This window comes from Mycolicibacterium sp. Y3 (genome assembly GCF_051188035.1).
Lineage (GTDB): Bacteria > Actinomycetota > Actinomycetes > Mycobacteriales > Mycobacteriaceae > Mycobacterium > Mycobacterium fluoranthenivorans.
On sequence record NZ_JAVQLT010000001.1, the window covers coordinates 2,853,686 to 2,879,522 of the forward strand.

Annotated in this window: 17 protein-coding genes, 1 other RNA gene and 2 pseudogenes; 9 read left to right on the forward strand and 11 right to left on the reverse strand. The window is 68.3% G+C overall.

The genetic code is table 11. From position 1 onward, the window contains the following. Positions 1-7 precede the first annotated feature (7 nt). Positions 8-439 carry a helix-turn-helix domain-containing protein gene (locus QN239_RS13835; RefSeq protein WP_499011100.1) on the reverse strand — a complete coding sequence of 144 codons (432 nt, stop codon included), beginning with the start codon at positions 437-439 and terminating at the stop codon, positions 8-10. Positions 440-462: 23 nt separating this feature from the next. On the opposite strand from QN239_RS13835, the gene rnpB reads away from it, so the two are divergent. Next, an RNA gene (gene rnpB / locus QN239_RS13840) (RNase P RNA component class A) lies at positions 463-844 on the forward strand. A gap of 17 nt (positions 845-861) precedes the next feature. Here rnpB and QN239_RS13845 read toward each other — a convergent pair. The 4 genes from QN239_RS13845 to QN239_RS13860 all read right to left on the reverse strand — a co-directional run bounded on the left by QN239_RS13845 (position 862) and on the right by QN239_RS13860 (position 5,728). Continuing rightward, positions 862-2,301: a CYTH and CHAD domain-containing protein gene (locus QN239_RS13845; RefSeq protein ID WP_499011102.1), complete on the reverse strand. Its 1,440-nt coding sequence runs from the start codon at positions 2,299-2,301 to the stop codon at positions 862-864. A 61-nt stretch (positions 2,302-2,362) separates the two neighbouring features. Beyond that, positions 2,363-4,360, reverse strand: a complete 1,998-nt coding sequence (locus QN239_RS13850; RefSeq protein ID WP_499011104.1) for a 5-oxoprolinase/urea amidolyase family protein — start codon at positions 4,358-4,360, stop codon at positions 2,363-2,365. Continuing rightward, positions 4,357-4,962, reverse strand: coding sequence for an urea amidolyase associated protein UAAP2 (locus tag QN239_RS13855; RefSeq protein WP_499011106.1), 606 nt, complete (start codon positions 4,960-4,962; stop codon positions 4,357-4,359). The genes QN239_RS13850 and QN239_RS13855 overlap by 4 nt, the downstream gene beginning before the upstream one ends. 22 nt (positions 4,963-4,984) lie before the next feature. Next, positions 4,985-5,728 (reverse strand): DUF1989 domain-containing protein, encoded by a 744-nt coding sequence (locus tag QN239_RS13860; protein ID WP_499011108.1) that lies wholly within the window; start codon positions 5,726-5,728, stop codon positions 4,985-4,987. Between the two features lie 153 nt (positions 5,729-5,881). Between QN239_RS13860 and QN239_RS13865 the strand changes: the two genes are divergently transcribed. Together QN239_RS13865 and QN239_RS13870 are read left to right on the forward strand one after the other, a co-directional pair. After that, entirely contained in the window at positions 5,882-6,550 is a 669-nt protein-coding gene (locus QN239_RS13865) for a TetR/AcrR family transcriptional regulator (RefSeq protein ID WP_499011111.1), read from the forward strand. A gap of 13 nt (positions 6,551-6,563) precedes the next feature. Further along, on the forward strand, positions 6,564-7,343 hold the full coding sequence (locus QN239_RS13870; RefSeq protein ID WP_499011113.1) for an enoyl-CoA hydratase/isomerase family protein: 780 nt from the start codon (positions 6,564-6,566) through the stop codon (positions 7,341-7,343). A 12-nt stretch (positions 7,344-7,355) separates the two neighbouring features. On the opposite strand, the gene panB is transcribed toward QN239_RS13870, so the two are convergent. Further along, positions 7,356-8,186, reverse strand: a complete 831-nt coding sequence (gene panB / locus QN239_RS13875) for a 3-methyl-2-oxobutanoate hydroxymethyltransferase (RefSeq protein WP_090354001.1) — start codon at positions 8,184-8,186, stop codon at positions 7,356-7,358. A 159-nt stretch (positions 8,187-8,345) separates the two neighbouring features. On the opposite strand from panB, the gene QN239_RS13880 reads away from it, so the two are divergent. The 3 genes from QN239_RS13880 (at position 8,346) to QN239_RS13890 (ending at position 12,971) form a co-directional block, all read left to right on the forward strand. After that, positions 8,346-9,758, forward strand: a complete 1,413-nt coding sequence (locus QN239_RS13880; RefSeq protein WP_499011116.1) for a WS/DGAT/MGAT family O-acyltransferase — start codon at positions 8,346-8,348, stop codon at positions 9,756-9,758. Positions 9,759-9,805: 47 nt separating this feature from the next. Beyond that, positions 9,806-11,314: an alpha/beta hydrolase gene (locus QN239_RS13885; RefSeq protein WP_499011119.1), complete on the forward strand. Its 1,509-nt coding sequence runs from the start codon at positions 9,806-9,808 to the stop codon at positions 11,312-11,314. A gap of 106 nt (positions 11,315-11,420) precedes the next feature. After that, positions 11,421-12,971 (forward strand): alpha/beta hydrolase, encoded by a 1,551-nt coding sequence (locus tag QN239_RS13890; protein ID WP_499011122.1) that lies wholly within the window; start codon positions 11,421-11,423, stop codon positions 12,969-12,971. A gap of 9 nt (positions 12,972-12,980) precedes the next feature. Here the strand turns inward: QN239_RS13890 and QN239_RS13895 are convergent, their stop codons facing one another. Next, positions 12,981-14,039, reverse strand: coding sequence for an ABC transporter permease (locus QN239_RS13895; RefSeq protein WP_499011124.1), 1,059 nt, complete (start codon positions 14,037-14,039; stop codon positions 12,981-12,983). 102 nt (positions 14,040-14,141) lie between these two features. Between QN239_RS13895 and glnA the strand changes: the two genes are divergently transcribed. Both glnA and QN239_RS13905 read left to right on the forward strand, forming a co-directional pair. Further along, entirely contained in the window at positions 14,142-15,482 is a 1,341-nt protein-coding gene (gene glnA / locus QN239_RS13900; protein WP_499011127.1) for a type I glutamate--ammonia ligase, read from the forward strand. A gap of 41 nt (positions 15,483-15,523) precedes the next feature. Further along, positions 15,524-18,490 (forward strand): bifunctional [glutamine synthetase] adenylyltransferase/[glutamine synthetase]-adenylyl-L-tyrosine phosphorylase, encoded by a 2,967-nt coding sequence (locus tag QN239_RS13905; protein WP_499011130.1) that lies wholly within the window; start codon positions 15,524-15,526, stop codon positions 18,488-18,490. Here the strand turns inward: QN239_RS13905 and QN239_RS13910 are convergent. Further along, positions 18,487-23,211 (reverse strand): cadherin-like domain-containing protein, encoded by a 4,725-nt coding sequence (locus QN239_RS13910; RefSeq protein ID WP_499011132.1) that lies wholly within the window; start codon positions 23,209-23,211, stop codon positions 18,487-18,489. The two genes, QN239_RS13905 and QN239_RS13910, sit on opposite strands and share 4 nt — an antisense overlap. 173 nt (positions 23,212-23,384) lie before the next feature. Here QN239_RS13910 and QN239_RS13915 point away from each other — a divergent pair. Then, positions 23,385-24,013 (forward strand): annotated as a pseudogene (locus QN239_RS13915) (PaaI family thioesterase). 3 nt (positions 24,014-24,016) lie between these two features. Here the strand turns inward: QN239_RS13915 and QN239_RS13920 are convergent. From QN239_RS13920 to QN239_RS13930, 3 genes and pseudogenes are all read right to left on the reverse strand, one after another. Beyond that, the gene (locus tag QN239_RS13920) at positions 24,017-24,445 is read right to left on the reverse strand and encodes a DoxX family protein (protein ID WP_499011135.1); all 429 of its coding nucleotides are present in this window, start codon (positions 24,443-24,445) and stop codon (positions 24,017-24,019) included. 24 nt (positions 24,446-24,469) lie between these two features. Next, positions 24,470-24,895 (reverse strand): annotated as a pseudogene (locus QN239_RS13925) (DoxX family protein). 35 nt (positions 24,896-24,930) lie between these two features. Continuing rightward, complete coding sequence (locus QN239_RS13930) at positions 24,931-25,782, reverse strand: hypothetical protein (protein ID WP_499011137.1); 852 nt, start codon at positions 25,780-25,782, stop codon at positions 24,931-24,933. Positions 25,783-25,837: the final 55 nt, after the last annotated feature.

Here is a 25,837-nt window from a genome sequence, read left to right on the forward strand (position 1 = left end):
CTCGACGCTACGAGGACTGCCCGGTGCCCGTCTTCTCCAGATGTGCTGTCTTTCGGGTATCCCGTTTGAGGATGCAACTCGGCACCCGTGCGTAGCTGCTCGCCGGCGGTAACGAGGCCCGGTACGCCGCCGGCGGCAAGCCATAGATGCGGGCGAAGCTGGTGGTGAAGGAGCCGACGCTGGTGAGCCCGACCATCGCGCAGATATCGGCCACCGATCGCTCGGTATAGCGCAGCAGGGCTGCCGCCCGCTCCAGGCGCCGGGTCTGCAGATAGGCCCGCGGCGATTCGCCGAACGTCCGGGTGAACATCCGGCTGAAATGGGCCCGGGACAGTCCTGCGGCCGCCGCCAAGTGGTCGACGGTCAGCGGATCGGCGTACCGCGCGTCGGCCAGATCCTTGGCCCGCAGTAAATAGCGGGCTGGAGGTACCTGCGCCATGTTGCTAAGGTAACCCGCGCGGACGAGTTGGCCGGGCGACCGCGGAGAAATTCGAGGAAAGTCCGGACTTCGCAGAGCAGGGTGATTGCTAACGGCAATCCGAGGAAACTCGCGGGAAAGTGCCACAGAAAACAGACCGCCGGAGACGGTAAGGGTGAAACGGTGCGGTAAGAGCGCACCAGCGCCCCGGGTGACCGGGGCGGCTAGGCAAACCCCACCCGAAGCAAGGCCAAGAAGGCCGCAACCTGGTTGTGGCTGCGCGAGCGTTCGAGGGCTGCTCGCCCGAGCTTGCGGGTAGGCCGCTTGAGGCACCCGGCGACGGTGTGTCCAGATGGATGGTCGCCGCTTGGCACCTCGGCAACGAGGAGCCGAGCACAGAATCCGGCTTACAGGCCAGCTCGTCCGCCCCTATCGGTGCCCCGTCACCGTCCCACTGCCTTGCGCAGCGACTTCAGGGCGGCGCCGATCTCGTCCTCGGCGTGCAGCGCGATCTCGGCCTCGATCTGATACAGCAGCCCGTAGGTGAAGGTGTCCTCGCCCGCGGCGTGCGCGGCATCGGTCTGCGTGAGCAGGTGATGGCGGCTGACCACGCTGTCCTGGTGATCGCCGAGCAGCGTCTGAATGGTCTTGGCGCCGTTGGCGACGGCGGTCTCCCCGTGTGCGGCCGCGGTGTAGCGAAGTTGCTTGGCGCGCTTGCGGATCCGGTGCAGCGCCTCGTCGGTGCCCTCGGCCTTCGCGGCCTTGGCAGCCTTGGCGACCTTGCGGTAGGCGCCCTCGACGGTCACCTGCGCGGGCTCGCCTTCGGCGGTGGTGGTGGGGGAGGCCACCACGGCTTCGAGTGCGTCGAGCAGACGGAAGTAGCGCTCCGAGCGCATCGCGGCGAGCGAGCGCCGCCAGCCGGCCTTGTACTTCTGCCTGGCCCCGTCGACCAGACGTTCCCGCACCGGTCCGCGCACCAGGTTCTCCGGCAGCGCATCGAGGGCACGCTCGTACTTCTCGGCCAGCACCTCGGCATCGCGGGCCACGCCCAGCACCGCCGCCAACTCCTTGAGTTCGTCGAGGATCCACGCGTTGTCGGTGCCCGCCTCCTCGGCCAGCAGGCTGCGGATCTTGCGGGTGGTCACCCTCATCTGGTGCACCGAGTCCCACACGTCGGCGCGCACCGCGCGGTCCCACTCCAGCAGGGCCTCGACGTTCTCGGCGACGGCGCGGTGCACCGGGTCCAGCGGGGCCGGCGCCTTCTCCGGCGCTCCCACGTCGAGCACCCGGGCCAGTTTCGAGCCGTGTCCGGCCGGGACGGCGCCGGCATCGAGCAGCCGGTTGGCCAATCGCTCCAGCACCTCGGCCGGAGCGTCGCCGACCAGTTCCAGCTCCCACTCCCGCCACGCCTGCGGCTCGCTGTCCGGGCGCAGCGCCGTGGCCGTCACGCTGTCGTCGCAGAACTCCGCGACCGGCGTCCCGTCGACGCCGAACAGCAGCGACACCGAGCGCTGCGTGGAGATGCGGGCCACCGCCGCCAGCGGCCGGTCCCGCACGATCGCCGCCACCACATCGCGGATCTCCTCGGGTACGGAGTCCTCCAGCGGGGCCCGCACCTCGGTGCGGGTGTCCTGGCCGGCGGGCAGCTTGACATGCCAGCCGGCATCGGTGCCGCCGGTGCGGCGGCGCAGCGTGATCTTGTGCGCGGCGAGGTCGTAGTCCGCGGTGTCGTAGTAGACGGCTTCCAGTGTCTGGGTCGGTGAATGCTGCACCCGTGTCACGGCGGCCAGCCCTTCGAATGAGGGTGACACGGTGGTCTCGAGCACGTCGAACTTGCGCTCCACCTCGGTGTAGCGGGAGGTCTTGGGCTTGGCAGCAGGCATTTTCACCTTCGGTCTGGCTGGAAGTCGTGAACAGGGTGCCACATCGAGGTGAACAAACGGCTCAGCCCGCCCGGCGGAACTCTCCGGCGGCGTCCCAGGCCCGGCGTTCGGCGCCGAACGCCGTTGCCTGCTGAGCACGGAACTCCGCGATCGAGTCGGCGTGCGCGGCCAGGAAGTCGCGGTAGCCGGCCAGTTCGAACTGCCCGTCGGCGATCTGCACCTGCCCGCGACCGGCCGCCATATCGGCACGCAGGTCCAGCAACTCGTCCGCACTCACCGGGTAGAAGCTGATCCGGTCGAAGTAGCGGAGCAGCCACGGGGTGCCCGGCTCGAAGGATGCCGAGTCGGCCGGATGCCGGTGGTTCCACACCTGGGTGGTGCGCCCGACGAACTGGTAGCCACCCGGACCCTCCATCCCGTAGATGCACATGTACGCCCCGCCGATCCCGACGGCGTTCTCCGGGGTCCAGGTGCGCGCCGGGTTGTACTTCGTGGTCACCAACCGGTGGCGGGGATCCAGGGGAGTGGCCACCGGCGCGCCCAGGTACACATCGCCCAGGCCGAGCACCAGGTAGTCGGCGTCGAACACGGTGTCATAGACCTGCTGCACGTCGGCCAGGCCGTTCACCCGCCGGATGAACTCGATATTCCACGGGCACCACGGCGCGTCGGCGCGCACACCGTGCATGTAGCGCTCGATGGCCTCGCGGGTGGCCGGGTCGTCCCACGACAACGGCAGCCGCACGGTCCGGCTGGGTACGACGAGTTCGGTTGTCGCGGGCAGACTTTCGTCGGCCCGGGCGATCAGATCCACCACCTCGGCCATCGGCAGCACGGCCGGGTCGAACTGCACCTGCAGTGAGCGCACACCCGGCGTGAGCTCGGTGATCCCGGCGATCTGCCGGGAGAGCAGGTGTTCGTAGAGCACGTGCACCCGGGCCCGCAGGGCGAGATCGAGCACCATCTCGCCGTATTCGACCAGGACCCCGCCGTCGCCGGCGCGGCGCATGGTGACCTTGGTGCCGTCGGCGGCGGTGAACCGGCTCAGCAGGCCGTCATCGCCGTCACCGCCGGTGGACAGCACCGCCGGCAGCGATGCCCGCCGGTCCGAGTCGATGGTGCGCAGCGACGGCGCCCGGTCGGCGCGCACCGGCACGAAACGCACGGTGTCGCCGGGCGCCAGCTGACCCAGCTTCCACCGGTCGCCGCCGACCACGGTGACCGGGCAGACGAATCCGCCCAGGCTCGGACCGTCGGGCCCGAGCAGGATCGGTGTGTCACCGGTGAAGTCGAGTGCGCCGACGCAGTAGGCGTTGTCGTGGATGTTGGACGGGTGCAGACCGGCCTCGCCGCCGTCCGTGCGCGCCCAGTGCGGTTTGGGGCCCTCAAGCCGGACGCCGGTGCGGTCGGAGTTGAAATGCACCGTGTACTCGGTGCCCACCACGGTGTCGATGTCCTCGCGGGTGAAGAACTCCGGTGCGCCGTGCGGGCCCTCGGTGACCGCGATCTCCCAGCGATGCCCGATGCTGGGCTGCTCCTCGATGGCGGCCCTGGCATCGCGGTCGGGCCAGTCCTGGTGCGGGCCGGGATCGACTCCGGTGGCCAGGGTGTCGCCCTCGCGCAGTGGCCGGCCGTCATGCCCGCCGAACGTACCCAAGGTGAATGTGGCTGTGCTGCCCAGATATTCGGGCTCGACCAGGCCCCCGGCGATCAGCACATAACAACGCATCCCGGGGCCGGAGAGCATGCCGACATCGAGCACGCCGCCGGCGGGCACCGTGACCGACTGCCATTGCGGCACGGGCGTGCCGTCCAGCGTGACCGGCGCCGGTGCGCCCGTCACACAGACGCGGCCGCCCTCGGGGAAACGCAGGGCCGGTCCGCCGCGCGTGCACTCCAGGCCCGGCAGCCCCTCGTCGTTGCCGAGCACCCGGTTGCCGATCCGGAAGGACAGATCGTCCATCGGACCCGACGGCGGAACGCCGATGTGCCAGTAGCCGACTCGCCCCGGCCAATCCTGCACCGTGGTGAGCATGCCCGGCCGCAGCACTTCGATCATGACGAGATCACCATCTGCACCGGCGTCGGGTTGAAGCCGTTGCACGGGTTGTTGATCTGCGGACAGTTGGACACCAGCACCAAGGTGTCGATCTCGGCCCGCAGGGTCAGCGTCTTGCCGGGTGCCGACAACCCGTCGACGATACCGAGGGTGCCGTCGTCGTCCACCGGGACATTCATGTAGAAGTTCACGTTGGAGACGATGTCGCGCTTGCCCATTCCCCATTTGGTGGCCTCGGCCAGGAAGTTCTCCGCGCACGCGTGCTGATGCACGGTGTGATGGCCGTAGCGCAAGGTGTTGGATTCCTTCGAGCACGCACCGGCGATGGTGTCGTGGTTGCCGACCTCGTCGTCGATGATGGTCATCAGCGCGGTGCCGTCGGAGGCACGCAACACCGAACCGGTGGACAGGAAGATATTGCGTTGCGCGGCAACGGTTGTCTGCGCGTTGTAGCGCAGTGCCGGGTCGGGCCGGCCGGCGGTCACCCCGTAGAACAGCGTGTCCACGGCCTGGTTGCCGAACAGGTCGATGATCTGCAACGTCTTGCCGGCGGGCACGATGGCCGACCACGGTGCGCAGGCGGCAACGTCGAAAGTGGTCATGGTGATGCGGTCCTCGTCTCGGTTAGAAGGCACTGTTCTGTGCAGCGGCCCAAGCACTTTCGGTGTTGAACAGGGCGCGCAGATATTCGGGGTCGTCGTTGACAGGACGGGTCAGTTCGTCGTCGGCCCGCCAGGCCAGCACATCGAGGTCGGTGGTCGCGGGTTCGGGGTCCAGCGGGTGCGCGGTGTTGACCAGCACCACGACGACGGGCAGATGGATCAGCAGGTCGACGGATCCGCCGGGGCCGGAGCTGCCGGTGAAGACGAGTCCGCCGTCGGCTTGTACCCGGGCGCCTTTGAAGAACGACACCGAGGGCGCCACATCGCGGATGTCCAGGCCGTGCTTGTGCACGCCGAGCAGCATCTGGGCCTGTCCGGCCGGGGTCAGCCCACACAGCGTGTCGTGGTGGCCCGAGGTATCGGCGACGACGGTGGCCAGCACCCGGCCCTGATCGGAGAGCAGGGGATGGCCGGCCCCGAGGTAGGCCTGCCACGGCACCTTCACCGTGTCGGCGACGTTGAGCCGCTCCCACGGGGCGTCGGCGCGGAACAACAACAGGTGCGCGCACGCGCCGCCGACCGGATCGGCCAGCCGCAGCCGGGTGCCCCGGCCCAGCACCTTGGTGGCATAGGACTCGGCCGGGACGGCCTCAGCCCAGCGCAGTTCGGTCACACCCGCGGGCGTCGGCGGCACCCGTAACTGCGCCGCCGCGGCCTGGGCGCGGGCGTGTGACCGTGCCCCTTCGGTCGAGTTCGTGTCTGCCATGTTCGGCCTCCTTAACTGTCACTTGAAAGTTTTGATGGCGGGCATTCCGTGCTGGTGACGGGTCTGTTACGTCCGCATGTACAAGCTTCAGAGTCATTTCTATCAAATGACAGGAAATATGGCACCTCGAACGGTGGATGCCACAATGGCCCCATGAGCAGCGAGGGTCGTGGACGTCCGAGGCTCGAGAAACCGCGTCGCCCGGGACGCACCCCGCGCGACGAGATTCTCGATGCCGCCGCGGAACTGTTCACCGAACACGGCTACGCCAACACCTCGACGCGGCGGATCGCTGATGCCGTCGGGATGCGCCAGGCCTCGCTGTATCACCACTTCGCCACCAAGGACGACATCCTCGATGCGCTGCTGGCCGGCACGGTGGAGGCGCCCCTGCAACTGGCCACCGAACTGGTCGCCGAAGGCGGCCCCGCGGTGAACCAGCTCTACACGCTGATGGTGTCGGACGTCGCGCAGCTGTGCCGCGGTACCTGGAACCTGGGCGCCCTGTATCTGCTGCCCGAGCTGCGCGTGGACCGGTTCGCGCAGTTCCGCCGCCGGCGCGCAGAGCTGCGCGAGCGCTACCGGGCGCTGGCCGCGGCCGTGATCGCCGAGTACGGCGGTCCGGCCGATGCCGACGACCTTCCGTTCCGGCTCGTCGAGTCGGCCATCAACCGCCGGTCCGATGACGGGGCCTGCCCGCCCGAACAACCGTGGATCAGTGCCGACGGTGCGCTGCGCACGCTGGGCTACGACGGTGACTTCGGTGCGCTACGGGCCGCCGCCGAAACCCGCCTCGCGTTACACGCCGCCGCGGCGACGTAATACGGTGTGCGACATGACCGATTTCGAAACGCTGAAGTTCGCTCAGTCGGGGCCCGTCACCAGCATCGTGCTGAACCGGCCGGACGCGGCCAACGGCATGAACGACGCGATGACCCGCGAGCTGGCCGTCGCGGCCTCGCTGTGCGACACCGAGGCGACGAAGGTGGTCACGCTCACCGGCGCGGGACGCTTCTTCTGCGCGGGCGGGGACCTCAAGTCGATGGCTGCCGCGCCCGACCCCGGAGTGTTCGTCAAGGGCATCGCCAACGATCTGCACCGGGCGATGTCCACCTTCGCGCGGATGGATGCCGTGCTCATCACCGCCGTGAACGGGGTGGCCGCCGGTGCCGGATTCTCCCTCGGCGTCTCGGGCGATCTGGTGCTGGCCGCCGAATCGGCATCGTTCACGATGGCCTACACCAAGGCGGGCCTGAGCCCCGACGGCGGCGCGTCCTATGTGCTGCCGCGTCTGGTCGGACTGCGCCGCGCCCAGGACCTGATGATCACCAACCGGGTGCTCAAGGCGTCCGAGGCGCTGGCGTGGGGACTGGTCACCGAGGTGGTGCCCGACGCCGAGCTGCCCCAGTGGCTGGAGGCGCTGGCCGCCAAGGTGGCCGCTGGTGCGCGCGGATCCAACTCGGCGGTCAAGAAGCTGCTGTTGAGCACGTACTCGGCCGGCTATGAAGCCCAGCTGGAGCATGAGGCCCGCCATATCGCCGGCAATGCCTCCTCTCCCGACGGGAGAGAAGGCATCGCGGCGTTCCTGGGCAAGCGGGCGCCCGAGTTTTCCTGACTCAGTACCGACTCAGTAGGAGTGTTCTTCGGCCGGGAATACTCCGCTGGCCACCTCGTCGGCGTATTGCGTTGCCGCGCTGCGCAATACGTCGCCGACCTGAGCGAACTTCTTGACGAACTTGGCGGTCTTGCCCGACGTCATCCCGGCCATGTCCTGCCAGACCAGCACCTGCGCGTCGCAGTTCGGGCCGGCGCCGATACCGATCGTCGGGATGGTGAGCTTGCCGGTGATCTGGGTGGCCAGCTCGGCGGGCACCATCTCCAGCACCACGGCGACCGCGCCGGCCTCGGCCACCGCGATCGCATCGTGGATGGTCTGATCGCCCGCGTCGCCGCGGCCCTGAACGCGGTAGCCGCCCAGGCTGTTCACGCTCTGCGGGGTGAAGCCGATATGCGCGACCACCGGGATACCGGCCGCGGTCAGCGTGGCGATCTGCTCGGCCACCCGCTCGCCACCCTCCAGCTTGACGGCGTGGGCGCCGGTCTCCTTCATGAAACGGGTCGCGGTGGCGAGTGCCTGGGCCGGGCTGGACTCATAGCTGCCGAACGGCAGATCGGCGACCACCAGCGCGTGTGCCGCACCGCGGACGACGGCGCTGACCAGCGGGATGAGTTCGTCGACGGTGACCCGCACCGTCGTGTCGTAGCCGTAGACGACATTGGCGGCGGAGTCGCCGACCAACAGGACCGGGATCCCGGCATCGTCGAAGATTCGGGCGGTGGAGAAGTCGTAGGCGGTGAGCATGGCCCACTTGTGGCCTTCGGACTTCCACTTCTGCAGATGGTGGGTGCGGACCTTCACGGGCGTGCTGGTGCCACCATAAACGGACTGCTCAGACATCATTGTCCTTCGATGTGTGTTGTCGGGTAGATCCTCGAGGCCGTCAGCGGTCCCCGGGTCTTCTGACAGTCCCAAGTCTGCCACCCGGACCCGTGAAGTTGAACGCCGGGTTAAGTGGATTTCCTCACACCGTCGCGGCGCGGACCTACCATCGGCCTCATGCAAAGGCGCGCACTTCAACGACTGAGCGGTCTCGACGCCAGTTTCCTCTACCTCGAAACCGCGGCGCAGCCTTTGCACGTCTGCTCGATCCTGGAACTGGACACCGCCACGATGCCCGGCGGCTACACCTTCGACCGGCTGCGCGACGACCTGGCGATGCGGATCAAGGCGATGCCGGAGTTCCGGGAGAAGCTCGCCGACAGCAGGTTCAACCCCGATCATCCGGTGTGGGTGGAGGACAACGATTTCGACGTGCAGCGCCATCTGCACCGGATCGGGCTGCCCGCACCCGGTGGGCGCGCCGAACTCGCCGAGATCTGCGGGCATATCGCGTCGCTGCCGCTGGACCGCAGCAGGCCGCTGTGGGAGATGTGGGTCATCGAGAACATCGCGGGCACCGACGCCCACGCCGGCGGAAAGCTGGCCCTGCTGACCAAGGTGCACCACGCCGCCGTCGACGGCGTCACCGGCGCCAACCTGATGTCGACGCTGTGCAGCACCGAACCCGACGCCCCGCCGCCGGACCCCGTGCAAGGGGCCGGAAGCGCATCCGAACTGGAGATCGCCGTCAACGGCGCCCTCACGTTCGCCACCCGGCCGCTGAAGCTGGTGAACATGCTGCCCTCCACCCTGTCCACCGTCATCGACACCGCGCGCCGGGCCACCAAGGGGCTCGCCATGGCCGCGCCGTTCGCCGCGCCGAAGACCACCTTCAACGCGAATGTCACCGGGCACCGCAACATCTCGTTCGCCGAGCTCGACCTGGGCGATATCAAGAAGGTGCGAGCCCATTTCGGGGTCAAGGTCAACGATGTGGTGATGGCACTGGTGTCCGGGGTGCTGCGCCGCTACCTGCTCGACCGCGACGAACTGCCGGAATCCTCGCTGGTGGCCATGATCCCGGTGTCGGTGCACGACAAATCCGACCGGCCCGGGCGCAATCAGGTGTCGGGGATGTTCTCCTCGCTGCACACCAACGTGGACGACCCCGTTGATCGGCTGAAAGCCATCTCGGCGGCCAATTCAACTGCCAAGCAACATAGTTCCGCGATCGGCGCGACACTGCTGCAGGACTGGTCGCAGTTCGCCGCGCCCGCCGTATTCGGTATCGCGATGCGTGTCTACGCCCGCAGCAACCTGTCGGCGGCGGTACCCGTGCACAACCTGGTGGTCTCCAACGTGCCCGGCCCGCAGGTTCCGCTCTATCTGCTCGGGTGTGAGGTCAAGGCGATGTATCCACTCGGTCCGATCTTTCATGGGTCGGGGCTGAACATCACGGTCATGTCGCTCAACGGCAAGCTCGATATCGGCATCATCTCCTGTCCCGAGCTGCTGCCCGATCTGTGGGACATGGCCGACGACTTCGCCCTCGCCCTCGATGAGTTGCTCGACGCGACCAACCGCGTCTAGGTAGCGCTCACCAGCACCGATATCGGCGCATGGCAGCATGGTCAGCCATGAAGCTCACGCGCGGCGTCGTCGCGGCCGCCATGGTGCTGCTCCTTGTCACAGGATGCAGCAATGTTGTCGACGGGCGAGCGGTGATCTCCGCGCCCCGGCCCGGAAGCCCGGTGCAATGGTCACCGTGCAAGGCGGGCTCGGGTGAAGCGCGCATACCGTCGGGTGCCGACTGTGGCCTCCTGTCCGTGCCGGTGAACTACGACAAGCCCGACGGTGAGGTCGCTCAACTGGCGATGATCCGCTTCAGGGCCACCGGTCAGAAGGTCGGCACCCTGTTCGTCAACCCCGGCGGGCCGGGGGAGTCCGGGGTGGACGCCGCGGTGTCGATGGTGGGCACCTTGCCCGACTCGGTGCGTCAGCGCTTCGACCTGGTCGGCTTCGACCCGCGCGGTGTCGGGTCTTCCAGGCCGGCCCTGTGGTGCAACTCCGATGACGACAACGACCGGCTCCGGGCCGACCCGCAGGTCGACTACACCCCGGAGGGGGTGGCCCATATCGAGTCCGAGACCAAGGCCTTCGTCGCCCGATGCCAGGAGAAGATGGGCGACGAGTTCCTGGAGAACATCGGAACCGTAAGCGTGGCAAAAGATCTCGAAGCGATGCGGCAGGCCGTCGGCGATGACAAGCTGACCTACCTGGGCTACTCGTACGGCACCCGGATCGGAGCGGAGTACGCCGAGCGGTACCCGGACAAGGTGCGCGCGATGATTCTCGACGGCGCGGTGGACCCCAACGCCGATCCGGTGGAAGCCGATATCCGCCAGGCGAAGGCGTTCCAGACCGCGTTCGACAACTACGCCGCCGATTGCGCGACAAAGTCGGACTGCCCGCTGGGCACCGACCCCGCCAAGGCTGTCGCCGTGTACCACTCGCTGGTCGACCCGCTGGTGAACAAGCCGGCCCCGACCAAGGATCCGCGGGGCCTGAGCTACAGCGACTCCGTCGTCGGCACCATCCTGCCGCTGTACTCGCCGAACCTGTGGCGCCACCTCACCCAGGCGCTCACCGAGCTCACCAAGGGGCACGGCGACACCATGCTGGCGCTGGCCGACCTGTACATGGGCCGCGATGCCGACGGTCATTACAACAACTCGACCGATGTCCGGATCTCGGTGAACTGTGTCGACGAGCCGCCCATCACCGACCGCGCCACCGTCATCGACGAGGACCGCCGGGCCCGCGAGGTCGCTCCGTTCATGAGCTATGGCGAGTTCACCGGGCACGCCCCGCTCGGCACGTGCGCCTTCTGGCCGGTGCCGCCGACCTCCACGCCGCACGAGTTGAAGGTGTCCGGCCTGCCGCCGACCCTGGTGGTGTCGACCACCAACGACCCGGCGACGCCGTACGAGGCCGGTGTCGATCTGGCCAAGCAGTTGGGCGGCACGTTGCTGACGTATGAGGGCACCCAGCACACCGTGGTGTTCCAGGGCAACAGTTGCGTGGACGGGATCGCCGCCAAATACCTCGTGGACGTGGCGGTGCCACCGGAAGGCAGCCGCTGCTGAGTAGCCGCGCCGGTCGCGCGTCTTTGATAACGGCCCCGTCACTGTCTGGTTGCTGATCATCACTGGCGGGATACTGCGGGCGACCCCGCCCACGGGCTGTGCAAACATGAGCGCCATGTGGCTGGCGGGCAGGATTTTCGCAATGCTGCTGGCCCTCCCGATTGTGGCTGGCGTGCTGTGCGCACCCGCGGTGGCGGCACCCGAATCGGTTTACGGCCGGCCGGCGGTGTGGGGGAGCTGTCAGCGCTTCCTCGGCGCCGGCCCCGAGATCGAGCGACTGCTGCCGACGGCGCAGTGTGCCGACGTGGCGGTGCCCGTGGACTGGAATGCGGTGGACCCGAACGCCGCCAATCCGCAAGGCGCACAAGCACAATTGGCCGTGATCCGGGTCCCGGCCAGCGGGCAGAAGATCGGCACGCTGATGGTCAACCCCGGCGGCCCGGGCGCGTCGGCGGTCGACACCGTCGCCGGGATGGCGGTCGCCCTGGCCGGATCCCCCATCGCGCAGGGTTTCGACCTGGTCGGCTTCGATCCGCGCGGTGTCGGGTATTCGACCCCGCAGGTGCGGTGCCGCACCGACGCGGAGTTCGACGCCTACCGCCGCGAGCCGTTGGCCGACTACAGCCCGGCCGGGGTGGCGCATATCGAGGATGTCTACCGGCAGTTTGCCCAGTCCTGCCTGGACCGGATGGGTCCGCAATTCCTGGCCAGTATCGGCACCGCGTCGGCGGCCAGGGATATGGACGTGGTGCGCGCCGCACTCGGCGAGGAACAGATCAGCTACCTCGGGTTCTCCTACGGCACCGAACTCGGCGCCGCCTACGCCGATCGCTATCCGGACCGCGTCCGCGCGATGGTTCTCGACGGGGCCGTCGATCCCGGCACCGATCCCATCAACGAGAACATCAACCAGTTGGCCGGATTCCAAGCGGCGTTCAACGACTACGCCGCCGACTGCGCACGCTCACCGGACTGCCCGCTGGGCACCGACCCCGCCCAGTTCTCCAACCGCTACCACCAGCTGATCGACCCATTGGTGCTGCGTCCCGGGGGCACCTCCGACCCGCGCGGGCTGGGTTACGCCGATGCCATCACCGGCACCGCGAACGCGCTCTACACCAAGCGCTACTGGAAGTACCTGACCAGTGGGTTGCTCGGGCTGGCCCGCGGCACCGACGCCGGTGACCTGCTGACGCTGGCCGACGAGTACTGGAACCGGGACCCGGCCGGCCATTACGGAAACCAGCAGGACGCGTTCGCCGCGATCCGCTGCGTGGACGGGCCCTACCCGAAGGATCCGGCGGTGTGGGCCGAGGCCGATCAGCGGGCCCGCGCGGCCGCGCCGTTCATGGAGTACGGGACGTTCACCGGATATGCGCCGCGCGATATCTGCTCGCTGTGGCCGGTGCCGCCGACCACCGTGCCCCATGAGGCGTCCCCCCTGCCGGCGGGTAAGGCGGTGGTGGTGTCCACCACGCGCGACCCGGCGACGCCGTATCAGGCCGGTGTGGACCTGGCCCGTGAACTCGATGCCTCGCTGATCACCTTCGACGGCACCCAGCACACCGTGGTGTTCAACGGCGACGCCTGCGTGGACACCGCCGTGGTGAACTTCCTGACCGCGCTGACGCCACCACCTGCCAGCCTGCAGTGTTGAGTACTGAACTCAATTCTTCTGGTAGGCAACCATTTCGCGGGAGAGTCGGGCACGCAGCCGGGGATGACGACTGCACGTGACGGCGAATACGGTCAGCAGCACCCAACTGCTCAGCGCGCTGCCCAGCACCAGGGCGAAGGCCGCCCAGTCCCCGCAGACCAGCTCGCGTGACGCCGTCTGGCGCGACCACAACCGCCAGTAGATCATCAGGTTCACGGTGAGCCCGACCCCGTAGGACAGGGCGAAGGAGAACGCGAACGGCAGCCAGGTTCCGTCGTGCAGGCGCGCCGAAATCGGTTCGTGGCGCAGCGGATACACCACCGACAACACGTTGGCGGCACCCAGCCAGATGAAGACCATGGTGAGCAGCTGGTCGACCATCGCGACGAAGTTGCCGTCGCCCGCCACGGCCAGCACCGTGATCACGGGCAGGCCCGCTCCGAGCACCGCCGCGGCGATCGCCAGGTTCTTGGTCACCAGCACCCGCCACACCGGGTCGCCGGCGACCAGCGCGCGCCGCACCCGGTCGGCCTCGAAGCACAACGCGTTGGTGCACACGACGCTGCCGACCACCGCGGCGAACAGGTACAGGGTCAGCCGGCCCGCGTCGTAGCGGGTCAGACCGGTCAGGTGATAGAACGCCACCAAGCTCAGGCTGACACCCAGGGTGATCACGATCCGCAGCAGCACCGCGCGCGGCCGGTCGGCCACGATATGGCGGACCTCGTCGGCCACCCGCCGGGCGCCGCCCGATAGCGACGGCCGCACCGGTGGGACCAGGCTGGGGTTCACCGCACGGGCCTGGGCGACTTTCACGACGGCTTCGGCCACCGCCACCCGGGCGCGGCGCACCGCGTGCACCACCTCGGCCGGGGCTTCGGCGATGGCGTCGTCGTGCAGCTGCGTCAGCGTGGCCAGGGTGGACCGCGCCTTGGCGGCCTCGGCGCGCAAGGCGGTGTCGTCGCCCCATTCGGCGGCGGCCGCCGCGGCAGTCGCGGCACCCAGCGAATCGGCCAGCGTGCGCAACTCCGCGGCGGCCGCCAGGTCTTGGCGGGATCGACTGCTCATCGGTGTACTGAATCACGCCATCACGCCAGATCGCGCGCTGCCCGCGCAAAGCCGATCCTCGCGTGTAACACGGATTTAACAGCCGCTGCCTAGGCTTCGGTCATGGACCGCCAGAAGGAATTCGTGCTGCGCACGCTGGAGGAACGCGATATCCGGTTTGTGCGGCTGTGGTTCACCGACGTCCTCGGATACCTCAAGTCGGTGGCGATCGCCCCCGCCGAGCTGGAGGGTGCGTTCGAAGAGGGCATCGGCTTCGACGGCTCGTCGATCGAGGGCTTCGCCCGGGTGTACGAATCGGACACCGTGGCGCGACCCGACCCGTCCACCTTCCAGGTGCTGCCGTGGACGACGAGCGCCGGCAAGCACTACTCGGCGCGGATGTTCTGCGATATCACCATGCCGGACGGTTCGCCGTCCTGGGCCGACTCCCGGCATGTGCTGCGCCGCCAGTTGGCCAAGGCCAGTGATCTGGGCTTCTCCTGTTACGTGCATCCGGAGATCGAGTTCTTCCTGCTCAAGCCGGGCGAAGATGACGGTTCGGTGCCCGTTCCGGCCGACAACGGCGGCTACTTCGATCAGGCCGTGCACGACGCGGCCCCCAACTTCCGCCGGCACGCCATCGACGCGCTGGAACAGATGGGTATCTCGGTGGAGTTCAGCCACCACGAGGGTGCGCCCGGCCAGCAGGAGATCGATCTGCGCTACGCCGACGCGCTCTCCATGGCCGACAACGTGATGACCTTCCGGTATGTGGTGAAGGAGGTCGCGCTGGCCGACGGGGTGCGCGCGTCGTTCATGCCGAAGCCGTTCGGTGAGTACCCGGGCTCGGCCATGCACACCCACATGAGCCTGTTCGAGGGGGAGAACAACGCCTTCCACAGCGCCGACGACCCGCTGCAACTCTCGGATGTCGCCAAGTCGTTCATCGCCGGGATCCTGGAGCACGCCAGCGAGATCAGCGCCGTCACCAACCAGTGGGTGAACTCCTACAAGCGGTTGGTGCACGGCGGCGAGGCGCCCACGGCCGCGTCGTGGGGTGCGTCCAACCGGTCGGCGTTGGTGCGTGTGCCGATGTACACCCCGCGCAAGGCGTCCAGCCGGCGTATCGAGGTGCGCAGTCCCGACTCGGCCTGCAACCCGTACCTGGCCTTCGCGGTGCTGCTGGCCGCCGGCCTGCGCGGTATCGAGAAGAACTACGCGCTCGGGCCGCAGGCCGAGGACAACGTGTGGAGCCTGACGCCCGAGGAACGCCGCGCGATGGGCTACCGCGAACTGCCGTCCTCGCTGGGTGTCGCCCTCACCGAGATGGAGGGTTCCGAACTCGTCGCGGAAGCGTTGGGGGAGCACGTCTTCGATTACTTCCTGCGCAACAAGCGCACCGAGTGGGAGAACTACCGCAGCACCGTCACCCCGTTTGAGCTGAAGAACTACCTGTCGCTGTAACCCCTCCCCGTCGCTGCGCTCGCCCCAGGTAACGTTTGGGCGTGCCCAAACCCGCCACATCGCGCCCCAAGCTGCCCAGCGTGGGCCGGCTCGGGCTGGTAGAAGCACCCGCACGCGCCGGGCTGGACCGGCTCGGCTGGAACACCGACGAGTACGTCGAATTGCTGTGGTCACTGTCGCGCGCCCCCGACGCCGATACCGCGCTGCGGACCATGGTGCGGTTGGCCGATGAACTGGGCGACGGCTGGGATGAACTCAACCGGGCGCTGCTCAAGGACAAGGCGCTGCGCGGTCGGTTGTTCGCGGTGCTCGGCGGATCGGCGGCACTCGGCGACCATCTGGTGGCGCGGCCCCAGTCCTGGCACCTGCTGGCCGGCCGGGTGACCCTGCCCGACGCCGCGCAGCTGCGCAAGGAGTTCGTCGCGGTCGCGCAGAGCACCACGGACACCCGATCGGTACAAGCTTCGTTGCGCAGTCTGTACCGGGACCGGCTGCTGGTGCTTGCCGCCCTGGATCTGGCCCCGACGGTGGAGAACGAACCGGTCGTGGAATTCGGTACCGTCGGTGCGCACCTGTCCGATCTGGCCGACGCCGCTCTGGCCGCCGCGCTGGCGGTGGCCACCGCATCGGTGTGCGCCGCGGATACCCCGGCCCCGCGGATCGCGGTCATCGCGATGGGCAAATGCGGTGCACGCGAATTGAATTACGTCAGCGATGTGGACGTCATCTTCGTCGCCGAGAACGCCGACACCCTCACCACCCGGGTGGCCGGGGAGATGATGCGCTTCGCCAGCGACACCTTCTTCGAGGTGGACGCCGCCCTGCGTCCCGAGGGTAAGCGCGGCCAGCTGGTGCGCACCCTGGAGTCGCATATCGCCTATTACGAGCGCTGGGCGAAAACGTGGGAATTCCAGGCGCTGCTGAAGGCCCGGGCCGCCGTCGGCGATGCCGAACTGGGGGCACAGTACATCGCCGCCCTGATGCCGATGGTCTGGACCGCTTGCGAGCGTGAAGATTTCGTCGCCGACGTGCAGGCGATGCGGCGCCGGGTGGAGGAGCTGGTGCCCGCCGGGGTGCGTTCTCGTGAACTCAAACTCGGCACCGGCGGGCTGCGGGATGTCGAATTCGCGGTGCAGCTGCTGCAACTGGTGCACGGCCGCAACGACGACTCGCTGCACGTGGCGTCGACCGTCGACGCGTTGGCCGCACTGGGGGCCGGGGGCTACGTCGGCCGCGACGATGCCGCCAACATGACCGCCTCGTACGAGTTCCTGCGGTTGCTCGAACACCGGCTGCAACTGCAGCGGCTCAAGCGCACCCACATGCTGCCCGAGGACGGTGACGAGGAGGCGATGCGCTGGCTCGCGCGCGCCGCCCATGTGCGCCCGGACGGCCGGCACGACGCCGTCGGTGTGCTGCGGGAGGAACTCAAGCGCCAGAGCATGCGGGTATCGCGCCTGCACGCCAAGCTGTTCTACCAACCGCTGCTGGAATCGGTGGGCAGACAAGGCTTCCATGCGATGAGCACCGAGGCGGCCGAACGGCAGTTGGCCGCGCTCGGCTACGAGGGGCCGCAGAGCGCGCTGACCCACCTGGCGGCGCTGACCAGCGAGAGCGGCCGGCGTGGGCAGGTGCAGAAGGTCCTGCTGCCGACCCTGCTGGACTGGCTGTCGGACACCCCGGACCCGGACGCGGGGTTGCTGTCCTATCGGCGCATCAGCGAGGAACTCGGCGACCTGCGGTGGTATCTGTCCACCCTGCGCGACGAGGGCGCGGTGGCCAAACGGCTGATGCGCGTGCTGGGGACGTCGGCCTATGTGCCGGATCTGTTGATGCGGGCACCTGAGGTCATCCAGCTCTACGCCGACGGACCTCAGGGGCCCAAACTGCTCGAGGTCGATCCGGATGCGGTGGGGCGTGCCCTGGTGGCTTCGGCTGCGCGGCACGCCGATCCGGCCCGCGCCATCGCCGCGGCCCGCACCCTGCGGCGCCGAGAGCTCGCCCGGATCGCCTCGGCGGACCTGCTCGGCATGCTGGAGGTCACCGAGGTGTGCCGTGCCCTCACCTCGATCTGGGTGGCGGTGCTGCAGGCGGCGCTGGACGTGGTGATCAGGGACCGGACGCCGGCGGGCGGCGCCCCGGCGCGGATCGCGGTGATCGGGATGGGCCGGCTCGGCGGCAGCGAACTGGGCTACGGGTCCGACGCGGACGTGATGTTCGTGTGTGAGCCCGTCGAAGGCGCTGCGGGCGCCGATGAGTCGGCGGCCGTGCGCTGGTCGGTCGGGGTGGCCGAGCAGGTGCGCACGCTGCTGGGCACACCGAGCTCGGATCCGCCGCTGGAGGTGGACGCCGGACTGCGCCCCGAGGGCCGCAACGGCTCACTGGTGCGCACCCTTGCGTCGTACGAGGCGTACTACACGCAGTGGGCGCAACCGTGGGAGACGCAGGCCCTGTTGCGCGCGAACAAGGTGGCCGGTGACCCGGATCTGGGGGAGCGCTTCCTCCGGATGATCGACAAGACCCGCTACCCCGAGGGCGGTATCTCACCGGAGACCGTGCAGGAGATCCGGCGTATCAAGGCCCGCATCGATGCCGAGCGGTTACCGCGCGGGGCCGATCCGAACACCCACACCAAACTGGGCCGGGGCGGGCTCGCCGATGTGGAGTGGACAGTGCAGCTGCTGCAGATGCGGTTCGCCGACAAGATCCCGGCCCTGCACAACACCTCGACGCTGGAGACGCTGGACGCGATCGGGGCCGCCGAACTGATCGCCGAGGGCGATATCGATCAACTGCGCCAGGCGTGGCTGACGGCCACCCGGGCCCGCAACGCGCTGGTGCTGGTGCGGGGCAAGCCGACCGATCAGCTGCCCGGACCGGGCCGCCAGCTCAACGCCGTGGCCCTGGCCTCGGGGTGGACGAACGGCGATGGCGGCGAGTTCCTGGACAACTACCTGCGCGTGACCAGGCGGGCGAAAGCCGTGGTGCGCAAGGTGTTCGGAGCCTAGAGTGCCGACGTCGTGACTCCCACGGCATCGAAGGCCGCCTTGATCGCGGCGATCTGCTTGGCCGTGAACCCGTTGGCGCGGGCGCTGCTGAGGATGGCGTAGCGGGCGTCGATATAGGACGCCGTCGACGGCAGGCTGTAGAGCGATTCGTAGTACACCCGGGCCCACTGTTCGCCGGACACCTCGTTCTTGGTGGCGTCCATCATCTTGTAGGCGGCGAAGGACAGGATCCCGCTGTTGCTGTGCACATAGTCGAAGTCGTCGGTGTTGTTGTCCGTGCAGCCGCACGGGTCGATATAGCGCTGGGGGTAGCTCTCCCGCTGGCTGTAGTCCGAGGGATCCTCCATGCTGCGGTACGGATTACCCGCTGCGTCCTCGGCGAAAAGCCATCTGCCGCTTCCGGTCTTGTTCTCGATCAGAGCGCCCATGATGTCGGCGTACGCCTCGTTGAGTGCCCCGGAATCGCCGAGATAGGCCAGGCCGTTGACGTACTGGATGACGGCATGGGTGTATTCGTGGCCGACCAGATCCAGAGCGGCCTGGGTGTTCCCGGCGTCACCGAAGACCAGCTCGCGACCGGTCCAGGCGGCGTTGCGCCACCCGGCCGCCGACGAGCCGCTGGGGTTGTAGTCGATGCTGAGCACGACCGCGGCGCCGTTGTCGTCGTAGGAATCCCGGCCGAGGACCGAGGTGTAGTAGTCGTACACCCGCGTCATGTTGGACTGCGCCGAGACGGCCGAGGTGCCCCAGCTCGACGAGTAGGTGACGGTGCTGCCCGGGATGCTGGGCTGGCCGGCCCAGCCGGTGCTGACGTAGGTGGTCACGTAGGTGGTGATGTTGCGGGTCGGGTCACTCAGGACGAGCGCGGTCCCGGTGTTGCCCGCGCTGACGGTGCGGGTCTTGCCCTGTAGGTCGGTTCCCGACGACCGGATGGGCGCCAAAGCCTGTTGCGCACTGGAGAAGTCGGAGAAGATGGTGCCGGCCTTGGCTCCGTTGGCGTAGATGTAGTAGGTGGCGCCGACCGACGGGTAGGGGCTGGCGGGGTCCGAGGAGACCGTCACCCGCCACGCCAGGGTAGCCGGATTCCACCGGGCCCCGGTGCTCAGGTTCGTGCTGACATCCTGGTCGTAGATGACCAGGTCGGTGTCGAAGATCAAGGTCGCCGCGAACGCATCCTTGGTGGCCTGGCTGGGACTTCCGCCGAAGTCGCTCACAGCGTCGGCCTTGGCGATCGCCTCGGCCGCGGCGGCGGTGGCGAGACCGGCTGTGGGCGTGGTGTTGACGGTGCTGATCGCGGGGTCGTAGTTGCTCACCAGCCCGGTCACCCGACCGGCGCTGTCGGTGGAGAGCACCACCTCGCTGCCCACCACCGGCACACCGTTCACGGTCTGGCTCAGCCGGTAGAAGACGCTGCCTGAGTAGTCGACCGAGGACACCGTGATCCGGGATTGATCGGCGAATCCGGTTGGCGCCCCGAGCAGTCCGGCGACCTTGTTCAGGACGGCGGCCGCGTCGGCGGCGCCGGACACCGTGCTGACGGTGAAGGTGCCGGAGATCGCGCGGACCTTGCCGCTGGAGGTCAGGGTGACATCGACATCCTCGGCCCCGGACAGTGCCTTCAGCTCCGCCATGGTGAGGGTGCCGTCGCTGTCGGGGTGCCACGCCGTGATGGGCACGGTGACGTCGATCGGGATGCCGTCCTGGCCGTCGTAGGCGGACACGGTGAAGGTGGCGATGTCGGCGCCCGGCGTGAACCAGGCGTTGTAGCGGGCCACCTGGCTGGGGGTGTAGGTGTAGGTGCCATCGGAGTTGACGGTGACGCTGCCGAGCGAACCGGCCACGTCCGTTTCTCGCGCATAGGTGAGGGTGCTTGCGTCGGTGGCGCCGATCTGGCCGGTGACGACGCCGGTCGTGGTGTTCACGTCGGTCGAGTAGGTCGCGTTCACCGGCAGGGCGTTACCCGTAGCCGAGGCAACGACATTGACCTTGACGGTGACCGCGCGGGTACCGCCGTGGCCGTCACTGATGGTGACGGTGAACGTGTCGGTGCTCGTGCCCAGGGCACGGGCCGCCGCGTTCGGGGTGTAGCTGAACGAGCCGTCGGCATTGACCACCACCGTGCCCTTGGTGGCACCGGTGGCCGTGTAGGCCAGCGTGTCGTTGTCGGCATCGGTGGTGCTGATCTGCCCGGTCACCCGTGCGGTGGTGGAACTGGTCGTCAGGGCGCTGACGGTGGCCACGGTGGGCGCGGCGTTGCTCGGTCGGATGGTGACCGTGACCGGTATGGAAAGGACACCACCGTGACCGTCGTCGACGGTGACGGTGAAGGTGTCGGTGGTGGGTCCGCCGGAGGCTGCGGCATGCCGTGCGGTGACCGTCGGGGTGTAGGTGAACTTGCCGTCCGCGCCGACGACCACGGTGCCCGTCAACGTCGAGAGGGTGCCGTCGTAGTAGAGCTTGTCGGCATCACCGTCGGTGCCCTTGACCGACCCGGTGACCACACCGGTCGACGAATTGGGGCTACCGGTGGTCGTTTTGAACGTCGGCGTCTTGTTCGCCGGGACCACCGTGACGGTGATGGTCTGCTGCACGACGCCGCGGCGACCGTCGCTGACGGTGAAGGTGAACGTGTCGGTGAGGTCGGCGGTCAGCGCGGTGTCCGCGGCGGCCTTGTGCCTGGCCGCGGCGGTGGGGGTGTAGGTGAAGGTGCCGTCGGTGCCGAAGGTCACCGTGCCCTTGGTCGGCCCGGTGAGCACCGTGACCGCCAGCGGGTCGCCGTCGGCGTCGGTCACCCCGGTCGCTCCGCTGATCACCCCGGTGAGCACGCTGGACGTGCTGCTGGGAAGGCTCACCACCGGTGTCACATTGGCCGGGACCAGCGACACCACACCCATGGCGGTGTCACCCGCGGCGTAGAGCTGCATACCGTCGGGGCTGGCGGCGATACCGTTCACGGTGTCACCGGTGTGCAGCGTCGTGAGCAGTGTGCTGGTCGCGGTGTCGTACACCTGCAGATCACCGCTCTGGGTGGTGACCAGCAGCAGCGAGCCGTCCTTGTTGGCCGTCGCCGCCCGTACCGCCGAGGTGGTGTCGAATGTGCCGAGGGAGGCGAATTTGCCGGTGTCGAGCACGTTCACGGTGCTGCCGTCGGTGAGGACGTAGAGCTTCTTGCCGTCCTTGCTTGCCGCGAGGGCGGTGGGCGAAGTGCCCGCTACGGCAACGAGTTTCGTGGTGCCCGTGGAGACGGTGTAGGCGGCGATCCCGGACGGGGTGGTGGCGTAGACCCGTTTACCGTCCGGGCTGACGATCACCGACGTGACGCCGACCGCGGACACCCACCCGGTGATCTTGTTGGTCGAGGTGCTGACCTTCGCCATCTTGCCGGTGGCGTTGCCGACGTACAGGGTGCCGCCGTTGGGCGCGATGACCATGCTCGTCGGGGTGATGGTGAGGGTGATGGTGCGGCTGACGGTGTTGGTCGCCGCGTCGATGACCGCGATGGAGTTGCTGTTGGCGACGTAGACGAACTTGCCGTCGGGTTTGACCGCGATGCCGACGGGGTTGCCGCCCACCGCGATGGTGGTGACCACGGTGCCGTCGAGGGTGTTGACCACGGTGACCGTGCCGGTGGCGCTGTTGGTCAGGTAGGCGCGGGTGTTGGTGGCGGCCACGGCGCTGACCTGGCCGGTGCTCACCGGGCTGAGCAGATGGACCGGTGTCGGGTCGATGGGAACCGCTACGGTGCTCAGCACCTTGGCGGTGGTGCCGTCGGACACCGAGACGGTGAACTCGGCATCTGGCTCCGATGTGACGGCCGCCGAAACTCGTTGTGCCGCAGTTGGTGTGTAGGTGAAGCTGCCGGTCTTGCTGACTGTCACGGTGCCCAGGGTGGGGCCGGTGACGAGGGCGTAGCTCAGCGTCTTGCCCTCAGGGTCGGTGGCGACCATCTGCCCGGACACCGCGCCGGTGGTGGGATCGGGATTGCCGAGCACCGGTGCGTCGACGACCGGCTGCTGGTTGGCCACGGCGGTGGCCGTCGCCAGGCTCATGCTGGTGTCTTCGGTTTGACCGATCTCGCGCCGCGCGGCGGCTGCCATGGTCCAGGACAGGGGAGAGACGATCGAATGGACGGCGCCGAGGATGCGGGCGAAGAACTGGTTGAGCGCGGTGCTGATCGCGGCGCCGGCGCGGGCCACCACCACTGCGGGGGTGGCCGCCGTGGCGCGGGCTGAACCGATGGTGGCGGTGGCGGTGCTCAGCGTGGTCGTGGTGACCGCGGATGCGGTGGGCAGCGCGTGCACCTCGGTCGTGGCCGTCGCTGTGCTGGGGGTGTCGGGGGTGCTGGACGCCTGCGGCGCGGTGGCGGCCGCGGCGGTGGTCTTGGGCGATGATGTCTTGGCTGTCGGGGAGGCGCTGTGCTTCCGGTCGTTCTTACGGGACTTCTTCGGGGCGACCTTGGTGGTCGGGCTCGTCGTGGTGGTCGATGCGGTGGTGAGTTCGGTGGCAGCGGCAGTGGCGGTGGCGGTGGCGGTGGCGTCGGCCTGCGTCGCCGTGCTGGTCGCCTCAGCCGTGGAAGTCGAGGTCTGGCTGTCGGCACCCTCGGGTTCCGCCCAGGCGATCGCGGGTGCTGTGGCTACCGCACTTCCGATACCCAGGGCGACCGCGAGTGCGCCGACTCGCCCGACATAATGTGCGTAACCCGCACGGGATTCGCTTCGCACGTCCAACGCCTCCGTTCGACGCGGCTGCCGCTGATGGCAAATATTCACAGCTCCGTCAGATTACTTTGGCAGTAAACCACAAGGTGGCAGTGACTGACACGGCTTGGCCGCGATTTGCCTCCCTGCGTCGGGCCGATCGGCGTTGTGGTCGGGCCGGCTGATAGAACCAGTTGATGAGGGAGCCTTTTGCCGAGATCAGCGCCGACGAACACGACCGGTTACACGCGCTGTACGGCCCGCTGACGACCGCCGTGCGCAAACTCGTCGACGCCAGCATTCGGACCGGCGTCGATGACCAGGTGATCCGCGACGCCCAGGCCGCGATTGAGGCGGTCACCGCCACGCTGGAGAGCCGGCAGTACGAGGGGCCGCGCACCCTGCGGCACGCGGTCACCGGCCGCCCGGTGGCCTGGGCGGACCCGGCCATCGGACTGCGCAACGCGATCGCTCCCCCCTGGACGTCCAGCACACCGAGGACGGGCGCTGCTGGACCGAGTTCACCCTCGGTGCCCCCTACGAGGGCCCGCCCGATCGCGTGCACGGCGGCATCTGCGCGCTGGTGCTCGACCACGTCCTCGGCGAGGTCGCCAGCGAGGGACTGGTCAAACCGCGGTTCACCGGCACCCTGACGCTGAAATATCTGCGGGGCACCCCGCTGGGCCCGTTGCGTGCCGAAGCGTGGATCGATCGCACCGAGGGCGTCAAAGCCTTTGCGCGAGGCCGGATCTTGGATGCCGAAGGGGTCACCGTCGAAGCCGAGGGCATCTTCGTGATGCCGGCCTGGGCGCGCGAGGCCGGCTGAGGGTCAGCTCCGGCGCTTGCGGATGGCGTCCACGGCGATCGACCCGCCGCCGAGGAACACCAGCAGGAAGAAGCCGAAGCAGTTGAGGACGGCGAGCTCGCCACCGTTCTCGATGGGCCACAGCCCTGTCGGCTGGTGCTGGCTGAAGTAGGCGAATGCCATCTCGCCGGAGGCGAGGAAAGCGGCTGCGCGGGTGAACAGCCCGGCGATCAGCAGCAGGCCGAGCACCAGTTCGAGGACACCGGCGTACCAGAACGGCCAGGTCCCGACGGGGACGGCACCACCGGCACCGGCCGCGATGGGCCAAGCGAACAGTTTCGAGGTGCCGTGGATGGTGAGCAGCAGGCCGAACACGATCCGGAACGCCGACAGCACGATGGGTGCGAATCCGTTGAGCTTGGTTTCGATCTGGGTCGATGACATGGCACCCATAATAGGACCACGGTCCGTTTATCTCTATGGCTGGGGTGTGCGACTCCGCCACGTGTCCAGCGAGTACCGCCCGCCGCCGGTGAACACCAGCAGGAAGAACACGAAACAGAAGGCGATCGAGGGCAGGCCGCCGTTGCCGCCGTACTGGGGGTCGACGATCGGCCAGAGTGCCAGCGGCTGGTGCTACCAGAAATAGGCGACGGCCATTGCGCCGGAGCAGATGAAGGCCGCGATGCGGGTGAACAGCCCGGTCATGATGAGCAGCCCGCCGACGAACTCGATGAGACCGGCGTACCAGCCTGGCCAGGTCCCGGCCGGGACCGCCATTGCGATGGGCCAATCGAAGAGAATGGACGTGCCGAACAGTGTGAACAGGAAACCGAACACGGCACGGACCAGGCTCAGCACCGTCGGCGTCAGTGCTTCCAAGCGACCATTCAGGTTGTTCATGGCCTCGACCGTACTGAAGCGAGGTGACATGTCGCCTAACGCTGGTCGGTGCTGGGCGCGGAGTAGCAGATCGCCGTCCCGACCGCCGCGGGCAACCCGAACGTGAGCAGCAGGACGGCGTACATGACCGGGGAACCCGGCGTGGTCAGCCAGTCCTTGGGAAACCGCGCCAGGGTGAGGGCGAGCCAGGACGCCGTGATCGCCAGCACCACCAGGCACACCGTGGCGACCTTGAGGGCGCCCAACGTCAGCCGGGTCGGTTCGGCGCCCTCGGCCAGTCGCAGCGCCCGGCTGCGGCGCACCACGAAAACCAACGATGTCACCACCACGGCCGCAGCGGCGGCGCCGATGGCGTCGACCAGCCACCCCGGCGGGGTGCCGCCGAACGCGAAATGCACGTAGTCGATCGAGGTTTCGCTGAGGAGCAGGGTGGTGGTCATGGTCGCGGCGAACGTCAGCCAGGTACCGAGTTTGGTCAGAAAGGTGTAGCCCGCGGCGTCCTCGTCCGCGTCGGCGGGCATCTTGGAGATGGCGTGCCCGGCCAGCATCCAGCCGAGGCCGCCGAACAGTGCGGCGGTGCCCGCGGCCAGCATGGCGGTGGCCAACGCGCCCTGTGCCCAGACGATCGCGCAGATACCGTCCCGCTGGGCGTCGGCGGGGACCACCGTCCCGGTGATCAGGCTGGACAGGAAGGCACTGAGAACGAGTATCAGTACCGCCGAGGAGAACAACGCGAGTGTGTGTACGCTCTCGCGTACCTCGCCCTTGAGGTAGAGGGCGATGGCGGTGATGAGGAAGCCACCCAGGGCCGCGGCGAGCTTGGAATGCTCGGAAGCCGAGGTCAGCATGCTCCATTGATCGGACGAACAGAATTCGTCGAGGCTCACGGATGCCAGAGCCTACGGGATCGCGGCATGGCGTGCCGGGGTGCACAAGACAAGT